Here is a 10,959-nt window from a genome sequence, read left to right as displayed (position 1 = left end):
AAACAAACAATATCAAAATCATCTCAAGGAAAAAGGGTTGCAACAAAGTATGTCTAGAAAAGGAAATTGTTTAGATAATGCGGTTGCTGAGAACTTCTTCGGCATATTGAAGAGTGAGATGTACCACAACGAAACGTTTAAAGACGTGAATGAGCTTATTGAAAACATCAAAGAATATATCCACTATTACAACAACGAGCGTATTAAGCTGAAACTAAAAGGCCTGAGTCCGATACAGTATCGAAATCAGGCCTTGGCAGCCGCTTAAAAATGAGTCCAACTTTATGGGGTCACTTCATAAAGCGCGGTTTTATTTAGTGTAATTGGGTTAAACTCGTGGATTAGTTACCACCAGTACCACCAGTACCACCTGTTACTTCAACTGTTTTAAGTTCACAGTTGTCACGGTCGAAGTTAAATGATTCTGCAGTGCCATCAGCTGTAATTGAGGTCACTTCAGGTTCTACTTCAATGCCACGAGGAATGATAGTTACAGCATATGTTTCTCCACTTTCAAGTCCTGAAAGTGCATAAGAGCCATTTGTTTCAGTTGCTGTTGAAGAACGTTTTTTACCAAGAGCGTACTTAACTAGAGCACCTGTTAACGGGAATTGCTTGTCTTGATCAACTTCAGCGTTTGAACATGTATAAGTTACATTCAAATCTTCCGCAATAATTTCAACCGGGCTATCTAGTGCGATATTGATAGAGTTACTACAAACTGATAAGTTGCTTTGAGTACCCCAAACATTACCGTTGTTATCTGTAACGGTAACATCTACAACTGCGTCAGCAGGTATACCCGCTTTAGTAACCGCAGCTGAACCTAAGAAGTTACCTTGTGTTTTCTTGATTTTTTTCTCTTTAGTGATAGTGTCCGACTTAATTTTAACATTTAAGCCAACAGCCGGAATCGCATCGCCAGTAAAGTTGTATGCAATAGGGCCACTACAAACAGCCTTACTTTGTGTTAACACTTTTGTAGAAAAGTGGTCAACACTAAAAGTTGTTGGCATAGTTAATGTACCAGCCGTTCCAACCGTTGCAGGATCTGTTTCTTTTACCCAAATACCAGTGTCTTCATCATAAGAGAAAACATCGAACGTATCACCTGTTTCAATCACTGTACCATCTGCTGTTACATAAGTTGCAGGCAGTTTTGATGTGATAGATACTGGAGATGAGAAGTTTTTAACTTTAGTATCGCCAGCTAACATTTCTACGTTAATAACTGAAGCAGGTACCGCGACTTCAGTTGTGCTTGAGCCATTTAAACCTTCAGGAATTAAATCTACCGCGGCTGCCTTACCAGCTGCAGCATCAATATCGGCAGTGACAATATTTAATGTTACATCTGTACCTGAAACTAACTCGCCATTAGCATCTCTTAGTTCTACATCTTTAGGAATTGTTACAGTAGCACCGCTCGAATCCGCATCAGCAGAAGCTGTTAAATCAGCCGATAAGATACCATCTTCAGCAGCACCTTCACTTGAATCAATAGCAAGTTTTGTATCATCAAGTTTTACAAGAGGTACTATCGCGTCTAAAGATTCTGATGTATCTGATAAATCAACAACAATACTTTTTGAAACGTAGCCTTCAGAAGTAACAAGAACAGTCAACTCTGTTAGTTCAGCATCATCAGCCAGCGTAAATGAAAATACACCGTCTTCAGCTGTAACACTAGTAAGTTCTTCGCCTTCAATGTCAGTAACATTTGTAGAAGGTGCACCTTCCTCTAAAAACTTAATTGTAGCAGGAATCACTTCACCAGTTTCATTATCAACAACGTTACCCGCTACATAAAAAGTAAGTGCCTCAGGCGTATCAGCAACTGGAACATCTACAGTTGGTGTTGGTGGCTTAGGCACTGTGGTGTTGTTATCATTATCACTAAAACAACCGCTTAAGCTTAGAGTGACACCTAACGCTAGCGCTAGCTTTGTTAGTTTAAATTCATTGTTTCCCATAATCGTTACCTTTCTTTCCTTTATCGTAAAGTAATCAGACTTTTATTAGAGCAAATAGTACCGGTTTGTGCACCGAAATACGCCACACATGGTTATCTGTTATTGAAGGATAAGCGTACATTATATATACGTCAAGTGAACATTATATATACTTTCATTAATAGAATAAGAAAGTTTTGTCTCGTCCTTCAAACATTGTGGGCGGCACATTTCGCTTTGCCGAATTATAATACAGAGCCTAGCTATTAAAAAGCTCAACTCTATGAATATTTATAGTTTATGCAACTGAACTCATGCTGACTATTAATTTCAGTTCGCCTACGTAATTGTAAAGCATAATAACAGATTATGTAACAAGTTTATAACTGCGAAAAACTGTCTACGTAATCACTCAGTTTGTCTATGTCGACCACTTGTAAACCTTGATTGCTGCGTTTTACTAAGCCCTTTTCTACAAGCTCAGTCACAACACGTCGATAGGCACGTTCGGTAGTGGCGAAACGTTCAGCTTCAGCATTCACAGTTGGGTAGGCTCTAAGCAGTGTCGGATTATTATTTTCAGCTCTTAATAAACAATCTTTAGCAATATTATAGCTTAAGGGTAATAGCAATTTGTCTAGGTTGATTTTTTGGTTCTCTTGAAACTTAGCGGCTATTGTTTGTGCTGTGTATAAACTCAGTTCTGGTTTTTCTAAAAGTAGTGCGCGCCAATGTTTAAGCTCAATGAGATTGTAACTAACATCACTGAAACACGTAACTGTGTAGATACAAGGGAGGTTGTTAAGAGCTTCAATCTCACCAATTAATGTATTATTACAGTCAAGCTGACCGAGCAAAAGGCGGCGACCATTACCGACATCGTAACTAAACGAAACGGTACCACTTCTCACTAATACGAGTTTGGAAAGTGGTTGATCTTGATGGATCAGCACTTCTTTTTTGGCTTGTTGAAAACGACTCCCTGCAAAAGTGAGTAATTGATCAACAAGGTAGCTTGAAAAATGATATTGAAACATTAACGCCGCTCTTCGGACAATTGTCCTATTTATTACATCTTAATGACGCTAGCATTAAGATTCTAAGAATTTATGCTAACTTACTAGTAAGGTGTTCACGTTACTCATACCTTCATTTCCCGTGTAATGATTTTAAAGTCGGGTTAATTCTCAGGCTTTACAAGGTTTTTAGTAAGTTAGCTTTTTTATTTTCATTGTCAAAGTGAGCAATGAGTGAGTCTAAAAATGACAAACTCTAATGCTAACCTAAAGCCTAGGAGAGAACAATTGAGTTGGGAATATTTAGGCTATTTAGCATCTGCATTATTGGTCGCTTCTTTAACAATGAGCGATGTTATGAAGCTTCGTTGGTTTAACTTAGCAGGCTGTATCGCATTTACTCTTTATGGTGTAGCAATTGATGCCGTGCCTGTGGCATTTACCAATGGCTTGCTTACCTTCGTAAATATCTACCATATTATAAAATTAAAGCGTCAACCGACAGTTGACGCTAAAAAGTAATTTAATTTTCGTTTTCAAGTGTATATTTAAGCTCACCTGCCAGCCAGGTTTGCTGTACTTTTATAGCGAGAACGTCAGCGAGCGGCACCGTGTAATAATCTTTATTGATTAAAATAAAGTCAGCCCATTTTCCTTGTTCTAAACTTCCTACTTTAAATTCTTGATGGGCAGCGTAAGCGCCTCCCAATGTAAACGCTCTTAGTGCTTCATCACGTGACAGTAACTCTTCAGGACGCCAACCTCCTTCAGGAAGTTGGTTATGGTCCATGCGTGTAATTGCTGAGTATAAGCCATCGAATGGGTCAGCAAGTTCAACGGGGAAATCAGAGCCTGCCGCAATAATGGAGCCTTGTGATAAAAATGTTTTCCACGCATAGGCACCCGTCAACTGTGTTTCGTTCAGACGTTGCTCAGCCATGTGCATATCAGAAGTCGCATGAACAGGCTGCATGGAAGGAATAATTTTTAACGCTTTAAAGCGAGGAATATCGTTTGGCGACACAATTTGCGCGTGTTCAATGCGGTTCCGTAATAAAATGCCTCCCGATTTCTTGAAGACATTTTCATAAGCATCTAAAACGGTTTTATTAGCTTGGTCGCCAATCGCATGGGTATTCGCGCTAAAGCCGTGTGAAAAACTTAAGGTAAATAGTTGTTCTAGCTTTTCTTGCGTTTCGAGCATTAAGCCATGATGGTTTTTGCGATCAGCGTACTCATTAATTAATGCAGCGCCTCGACTGCCTAATGCACCATCTGCATAGACTTTTACACTGCCAATGGAGAGCATGTCGTTCATATCTTTATAGCGACCAGCTTTAAGCATGGTTTCGAGCTTTGGATCGCCAGCACTGAGCATAGCAACAATTCTAACAGGCAGGTTATTGTGTTCTGCACGCTGTTTATACACTTGCCACGTATCGTAGTCTATACCTGCATCGTGTGCTGATGTAATGCCTAAACTGAGTAGGTGATTACCGGCGTTATCAAGTGCGCGATTGATACTCGCGTGATCTGTCTTGGGGATGTGTTGCGTTACTAATGTTTCTGCTTTATCAATAAACACCCCTGATGGCTGACCCGAAGGAAGTTTAATTATTTCGCCTCCAGAGGGCGTATCTGTTTGCGCCGTTATGCCAGCCAACGCCATTGCTTTTGAATTGACCCACACGGCATGACCATCAACGCGAGACAGCACAACAGGCTTGTCTTTTACGTATTTGTCTAAATCTGCTGCCGTAGGAAATTGACCGCCAGGCCAATGTTCTTGGTTCCAGCCTCGGCCAATTATCCAACCTTGTTTATCTTTAGCGAATTCGGCCAACATTTTACCGACCATATCGACAGATTGGGTATTTCTAACATCCAGTTGTGACAAGTTATTGCCAAGCCCAATTATATGACCATGTGCATCAATAAGCCCGGGCAGCAGTGTTGCCTTTTTACCATCGATCGTTGTCGCATCAGGAAAACTAGCTTTAAGGGAATCATCGCCTGTTTTGACAACTTTTCCATCTTTAAAGACTAAGGTTGAAAATTGCTGTGTCTGACCTTGATAGGTTGGTGTGTAACCATTTACGTTATAAATAACGGTGGTGTTAGCGAAGCAAGATATCGATGCAGTTGCGAGTAAGCTGATAATGAGTTTCATACTATTCTTATTTTTATTGATTTATAAAAACAGTATCAGAGTTGCTGTAAACTGCAAATAATTAGGTAATTAAAACGTGCAAAAGGGTGACTCGCACCCTCAGCATTATTTGCTAGCATATTCATTAAATTCAGCAAACGATAACTTATTGTCTTTATCGCTGTCGTAACTTTTAAAACGAGACCACAGAGCGGGGTCTCGTGCAGATTCAGAACGGCTTAAGAAGCCATCTTCATTACGATCGAGTTGTTTAAATTTTTCTCCAATACTTTCTGTTGCAAAAACCATACTGCTATATAAACCACAGATTATAAGACTGGCGAAAGTGTATTTTGACATTGCTTTAACTCTTGTTTGTTAAGTAGTGCTTAAATTCAAGGAGTGATATTTGCTGATCGTTGTCTGTATCCCATTTAGCCATGTGCTTTTGCAAGTGTGGCTGAGATGCAAGCTCTTCAACACTTAAATAACCATTTTTATCTTTGTCTAAATGATCAAATCGCTGCTTAACATCTAATGCTAAGGTATTGAAGCTTATAGTAATTAAAGTGCATGAAGCAAGTGTCGCAATTTTCATAATAAAACTCCTCAGAAAATAAAATCCTTTTTGGGAAAAGTGCTTGCCATAATTTAAATCCCAAAATTTAAATCCGTTTACACGCTCCCTCTGGGATTATGGCAAGCACTTTAAGAGGTTAAGGTTTGAATTTTTCAAACTCTTGTTCAGATAATCGCTGATCACTATTTGTATCAAGATCAGTAAACTGCTTAATTAGCTCAGGGTGTTCATTTACTTCAGAAAGTGAAATTGCATTGTCTGCATTGCTATCAAACCTAGTAAAGCGAACATCCATTTGAGATGCCAAAACGGTCGCACTGATAGCCAAAAATATCAGCGAAAAGGCAGCGATAAGTTGTTTCATAACAATCTCCTATTGAATAAACGACTGAAACTCTGGAAATGAAATTTGGCCATCCTCATTACTATCAATTTGAGAAAAATTGCCATGTAACAGTGCGTCCTCAGATGCTTCAGACTCACTTAGCGCGCCATTACTGTCTTTATCAAGTTCATTAAACGTCTCGTTGAGATCAAGCGCGTATGAGCTTATTGATACTAAGCTGGCAAGCATGATTGAAATACAGGCCATCGTTTTCATTTTGTTTCCTAAAATCTATAACTTATTACGGTATAAACAAAAACAATGCCAACTTTAAAATTTATTTAATATCAATGGTTTATGCATTCCCCGAGTGATTTGCTCAGCAATACTTACAAAGAGCTGTGTCTTTTTTGCAACGTTTTTTGGGTTCTAAAGGATTATTCATTTTAAAACAGAGAGTTATATTGTTGCTGATTAGCAACAAAAAAGCATTTATTGGTTAAAAAGTGCTGTTATATAGGCTGGATTCAGCGAGTGTCTAAGTTATTTATCTAATAATCATCTTCTGTCACGTTGAAAAGGATCAGTATGCAAGGTCTCGTTGCGAATAAATTTAAACATGCGCTCGATTGGCGGCCCAGTTTAATTGGCCAGTTTGTCTTTAGCACTTTGTTGTCTTTGCTGCCTTTATCGTTGGTTGTGATCGTGTTTTTAAACGCACTGAATAAACAATTGGCTGTGACACAAAAAATTGTCAGCGATAATTATTTAGTTACAAAGGCGTTTAATAGTTTAAAACAAGATTTAAATAGCCTAGAAAGAGCAACAAGACAAAATTGGGTTTTAAAAAGTGAATCACTCGATACCTTAATTGAAAATAAGTGGCAGTCATCGCTGCAAAGTATTGATGAGCTTATTTTTCTTAGTCCATCGACAGAGTATGTGGCGCAGTGGCAGCAATTGGCAGAAGTACTCAACTTTGCCCAGCAACACTTAGTTGCAGAGCAAAAACAAGATGGTGAATTATTTGCCCCAGCAAGCAAACTTATTGCAGAGCAAACTGTGTGGCTACGTGATCAAAATGAATTACGGATCACCAAGAATCAACAGCAATTAAAGGCGCTTCAAGCGTCGTTTATAAACTGGTTGATTGCATTAATTCCACTCACATTATTAGTAAGTGGTGGGTTTTTATGGCGGATCAGTGGCCGTTTAGGTGAACTAACAAGTGTAATAGATAAACTAGGTCAAGGTCATTGGCAGCAGAAAATTTCTGTACGAGGCTCATCGGAGCTCGTTGAGTTAGGTAATAAATTAGAGTGGGTGCAAGCGCAGCTGCATATGCTAGAGCAACAAAAAGACACCTTTTTACGTCATGTTACTCACGAATTAAAAACACCGCTTGCCTCTATGGTTGAAGGCACTGATTTACTCGCTGATGAAATTGTTGGCCCAATTAATAGCGAGCAGCAAGCTGTCCTTGAGCTAATTACACAGAGTATGGCGCGTTTACGAGTGATGATTGAAAGCTTATTAAATTATAACGCGATTCGTACCAGTAAAGAGAGTGTCACAGAGCTTAACTTCAATAGTATGAAAACGAATATTGAGCGTCACTTTGAACATCGTTTAATTGCGCGAAATCAGTCGTTAATATGGGTAAATGAACTTCCCTCAAAAGCGATGTATATTTCTTCCGAGTTGTTAGAAATGATGCTTGTGCAACTCATTTCCAATGCCTTGAAATTTTCACCTGAACAAGGCGTTGTCACGGTCGAAGCGCGTTATAAACACACTCAGCTTCAAGTGACGGTCAGTGATGTCGGTAAAGGCATTGCTGATTCTGAAAAGACCGCTGTTTTTGGTGCCTTTTATCAGGGGAAAAATGCCAAAGAGCAAACTGAAATGGGCAGTGGTCTTGGCCTCACAATTGTGAAAGAAACGGTTGAGCAACTGAGAGGCACACTTAATATTGCTGATAATGAACCGCAAGGCTGCCGATTTACAGTGACATTACCAATTCAAGCAACCCAAGGAGTTAACTGATATGGGCTTCGTAAATAAAGCCAGTTTTATACCCGCTGTACTCGTTGTATTTTTGACCGGGTGTGCGTTAACACAGCCAACATCATCGACAGCACAAAAAGAGCATAAAACGCAGCTAACACCAAAGGAGCAACCTAATCCTAAACCAAGGCCTAAAAGCGAGCCTGTGTATCCGCCTGCACGTTTGGTTATTGCATGGCATGCAGAGCAATGCGGTGGTTTTAAAAGTACGCCGCAGAAGCAGACGTATGTAGGGCAAAAAGAGCTGATCAGTTTATTTAAATATTTATGTATACACAGTGCCTCAGAACCTAAACAAGCATTGGCATTACTCGAAAGCAGTGATCAAGCTTATTATTGGCCTGATGATATAAAACAGTATTTATGGCTACAAAAACAAAGTGTTCAACATAGTCTAAAGGCCAAGCAAGCCAAGCAGGCCTTAACAGAAAAAATGGAAAAAACGTTGTCGTCACTGGCGGCAATTGAACAACAATTGCTGTTACGCGAAGAAACTAAGGAGCAGTAACCATGGCTGAGATAACAAAACCACGCATATTGTTGGTTGATGACGATGCAAGCTTACTGAAATTACTTGCAATTAGAATCGAATCAAAAGGGTATCAAGTTAGCACGGTTGAGAGTGGTCTGGCTGCGCTGCAGCAATTAAAAATGCAAACCTTTGATGCTGTGATTACCGACTTACGTATGGATGAAATGGACGGTATGGCGCTGCACCGCCAGTTGCAAAGTCGCTATCCGTCTATGCCAGTCATTATGATGACAGCGCATGGCTCTATCCCCGATGCAGTTGAAGCAACTAAGCAGGGGATCTTTGCGTTTATTACCAAGCCAGTTGATAAAGATGAGTTATTTGATAGCCTCGCCAAAGCAATCGAGATCCATGGTGTGCATGGTGATGAAACTCCAACGCAAACAAACATAGTTACGCGCAGCGGTGCCATGTTGCACCTCCTTGAGCAAGTAAAGTTACTTGGGCCAACGCATGTTAATGTATTAATTTCAGGGGCGAGTGGCACAGGTAAGGAGTTATTAGCACAGGCGATTCACCAGCATAGTCACGTTAGTGATGGGCCTTTTGTTGCAATTAACTGTGGGGCTGTACCAGGTGAGTTGTTAGAATCAGAATTATTTGGTCATAAAAAAGGTGCGTTTACTGGGGCGGTAAAAGATCACCAGGGTTTGTTTCAACAGGCTCAAGGTGGTACCCTTTTTCTTGACGAAATAGGTGATATGCCTCTGAATTTACAAGTAAAGCTATTACGTGTATTGCAAGAAAAAACAATTCGTCCCGTGGGATTTCAAGAAGAAATTCCTATTGATGTACGGATAGTATCGGCAACGCATAAAAACTTACCTGAAGCGATTAATAACCAATTGTTTCGTGAAGATTTGTATTACCGACTCAATGTGGTGAACTTAAAGCTTCCTCCTTTGTGTGAAAGACGGGAAGACATAAGCTTGCTGGCACAGCACTTTGCAAGCGTAATAGCAAAACGTATGAATCAAGATGAAAAGCGTTTTGCTAATGACGCAATGCATGCATTGGTGCGTTATGACTGGCCTGGTAATATTCGTCAGTTACAAAACGTGATTGAACAAGTTGTCGCGCTGACCCCAGGTAATGTAATTGCGGTACAGCTAGTTGAAAGCGCGCTCAATAGCAATGTAAGTAATGCAGAGCCATTATCATTAAACGATGCTAAAAAAGAGTTTGAGCGTGACTATTTAATAAATACGCTAAAAATGGCAGCCGGCAATGTCGCAGAGGCTGCAAAGCTTGCAAAACGAAATCGCTCAGATTTTTATAAACTAATTAAAAAACACAACATTAATGTAGAAAATTTAATCTAGATACAACAAAACCTAGATGCAAAAAAAGGAAAGCGCATGGGGCTTTATTTAGTTTACCTTGGTGGTCGTATACAAGGCTGTCATATCGAAATGCACGATGTTCGATTTGTTGTTGGTGATAAAATTGAAGACACCTACTCAAAGCTAAAAGCGCAGTGGGTGGGTGACAAAGGCAGTGTGCACATGGATAGCTACATGCATATTCAGCACATTGATGGTTACAAAGTAGAGGTGATAGAAGGGGCTCACGAGCAACCTGAAAAGCTTTATTTTGTTAATTTAGGCGCGTATCGAGCAGACAGTCTTGCCGAACAACATGACTTTGCATTGTATGTTGCGCGCAGCAGTGAGGAAGCAAAGCAACGTGCTAAAGACTCTTTGCTTGCAGGGCTGACACATTTGCACAAAGATGATTTACATGACGTAGATGATTGTTTTGCTATCGATTTACTCGATAGCAACTTGACCCTTAAGCTAACACCAAGTGGGCACTCTCAAGCGATGAAACCCGATTGGTTTGGCTATCACGTTTTATAGTGAATTAATTAGTCATCATTCTCGCTTTTACTGGCAACCTTAAAAGCAATGATGACTAAAGCAAACAGTGCAAAAGGGAGTGCAGCAAGTAAATATTCTACAGTATGGCTATCTTGGTAGTTAGGCTGAAGTAAAAAGTGCCCAGCAACACATAACAAGATTGCCACAAACAAAACAGGCAATAAGATTAACTCTTTTTTTGGCGAGTGATTTTTCATTACATAAGGTCAAATTTCAATGGTGGGGCATTGTAATGAGCTAAGTTAAGCTAGGTCAAATAACTTGGTGACTTATATTGCGCTGTATCAACTTTTTTAGTCGGTATTTTCTTTGATTGCTTTTTAGGCTCTGCGGGTTTATCTGTTACATCATTACAATTATAAAGTGCCATTATGAATTCGATTTCTTCACGTTGTAACCTTGATTGCATGATGCCCCCTCGAGTCAAATTTGCCTTTTATAGTACAATATACTAAGCC

General features: G+C 39.7%; 15 protein-coding genes. 6 read left to right on the top strand and 9 right to left on the bottom strand.

The window, feature by feature from the left end:
• The coding region (locus tag BWD47_RS19830; RefSeq protein ID WP_143474491.1) for an IS3 family transposase at positions 1-268 on the top strand (268 nt) is incomplete at its 5' end.
• A gap of 73 nt (positions 269-341) precedes the next feature.
• Here the strand turns inward: BWD47_RS19830 and BWD47_RS19825 are convergent.
• Positions 342-1,973, bottom strand: coding sequence for a hypothetical protein (locus BWD47_RS19825; RefSeq protein ID WP_075594532.1), 1,632 nt, complete (start codon positions 1,971-1,973; stop codon positions 342-344).
• A gap of 359 nt (positions 1,974-2,332) precedes the next feature.
• A complete protein-coding gene (locus BWD47_RS19820) occupies positions 2,333-2,989 on the bottom strand; it encodes a Crp/Fnr family transcriptional regulator (protein WP_036970695.1) in 657 nt (218 codons plus the stop codon).
• Between the two features lie 267 nt (positions 2,990-3,256).
• Between BWD47_RS19820 and BWD47_RS19815 the strand changes: the two genes are divergently transcribed.
• Positions 3,257-3,490, top strand: coding sequence for a YgjV family protein (locus BWD47_RS19815; protein ID WP_036970694.1), 234 nt, complete (start codon positions 3,257-3,259; stop codon positions 3,488-3,490).
• A gap of 1 nt (position 3,491) precedes the next feature.
• Here BWD47_RS19815 and BWD47_RS19810 read toward each other — a convergent pair whose 3' ends face one another.
• From BWD47_RS19810 to BWD47_RS19790, 5 genes are all read right to left on the bottom strand, one after another.
• Positions 3,492-5,138 carry an amidohydrolase gene (locus BWD47_RS19810; protein WP_075594531.1) on the bottom strand — a complete coding sequence of 549 codons (1,647 nt, stop codon included), beginning with the start codon at positions 5,136-5,138 and terminating at the stop codon, positions 3,492-3,494.
• Between the two features lie 105 nt (positions 5,139-5,243).
• Positions 5,244-5,477 (bottom strand): EF-hand domain-containing protein, encoded by a 234-nt coding sequence (locus tag BWD47_RS19805; protein ID WP_065978055.1) that lies wholly within the window; start codon positions 5,475-5,477, stop codon positions 5,244-5,246.
• 4 nt (positions 5,478-5,481) lie between these two features.
• Entirely contained in the window at positions 5,482-5,715 is a 234-nt protein-coding gene (locus tag BWD47_RS19800; protein ID WP_075594530.1) for an EF-hand domain-containing protein, read from the bottom strand.
• A 118-nt stretch (positions 5,716-5,833) separates the two neighbouring features.
• Positions 5,834-6,061 carry a hypothetical protein gene (locus BWD47_RS19795; RefSeq protein WP_075594529.1) on the bottom strand — a complete coding sequence of 76 codons (228 nt, stop codon included), beginning with the start codon at positions 6,059-6,061 and terminating at the stop codon, positions 5,834-5,836.
• 9 nt (positions 6,062-6,070) lie between these two features.
• Positions 6,071-6,298, bottom strand: coding sequence for a cag pathogenicity island protein Cag25 (locus BWD47_RS19790; RefSeq protein WP_036970684.1), 228 nt, complete (start codon positions 6,296-6,298; stop codon positions 6,071-6,073).
• Positions 6,299-6,610: 312 nt separating this feature from the next.
• Between BWD47_RS19790 and BWD47_RS19785 the strand changes: the two genes are divergently transcribed.
• The 4 genes from BWD47_RS19785 to BWD47_RS19770 are packed head-to-tail and all read left to right on the top strand — an operon-like array spanning position 6,611 to position 10,480.
• Positions 6,611-8,068 (top strand): HAMP domain-containing sensor histidine kinase, encoded by a 1,458-nt coding sequence (locus BWD47_RS19785; protein WP_075594528.1) that lies wholly within the window; start codon positions 6,611-6,613, stop codon positions 8,066-8,068.
• 1 nt (position 8,069) lies between these two features.
• Positions 8,070-8,597, top strand: a complete 528-nt coding sequence (locus BWD47_RS19780; RefSeq protein WP_065978058.1) for a hypothetical protein — start codon at positions 8,070-8,072, stop codon at positions 8,595-8,597.
• A gap of 2 nt (positions 8,598-8,599) precedes the next feature.
• Positions 8,600-9,943 carry a sigma 54-interacting transcriptional regulator gene (locus tag BWD47_RS19775; protein WP_065978059.1) on the top strand — a complete coding sequence of 448 codons (1,344 nt, stop codon included), beginning with the start codon at positions 8,600-8,602 and terminating at the stop codon, positions 9,941-9,943.
• Positions 9,944-9,979: 36 nt separating this feature from the next.
• Positions 9,980-10,480, top strand: coding sequence for a DUF1543 domain-containing protein (locus BWD47_RS19770; RefSeq protein ID WP_036970673.1), 501 nt, complete (start codon positions 9,980-9,982; stop codon positions 10,478-10,480).
• An 8-nt stretch (positions 10,481-10,488) separates the two neighbouring features.
• Here BWD47_RS19770 and BWD47_RS19765 read toward each other — a convergent pair whose 3' ends face one another.
• On the bottom strand, positions 10,489-10,698 hold the full coding sequence (locus BWD47_RS19765; RefSeq protein ID WP_036970671.1) for a hypothetical protein: 210 nt from the start codon (positions 10,696-10,698) through the stop codon (positions 10,489-10,491).
• Between the two features lie 50 nt (positions 10,699-10,748).
• Positions 10,749-10,910 (bottom strand): hypothetical protein, encoded by a 162-nt coding sequence (locus BWD47_RS20160; RefSeq protein WP_155950844.1) that lies wholly within the window; start codon positions 10,908-10,910, stop codon positions 10,749-10,751.
• Positions 10,911-10,959 lie beyond the last annotated feature (49 nt).

The organism is Pseudoalteromonas sp. PAB 2.2 (genome assembly GCF_001938575.1).
GTDB classification, from domain to species: Bacteria; Pseudomonadota; Gammaproteobacteria; order Enterobacterales; family Alteromonadaceae; genus Pseudoalteromonas; species Pseudoalteromonas lipolytica.
This window is presented reverse-complemented; position numbering and strand designations above follow the sequence as displayed.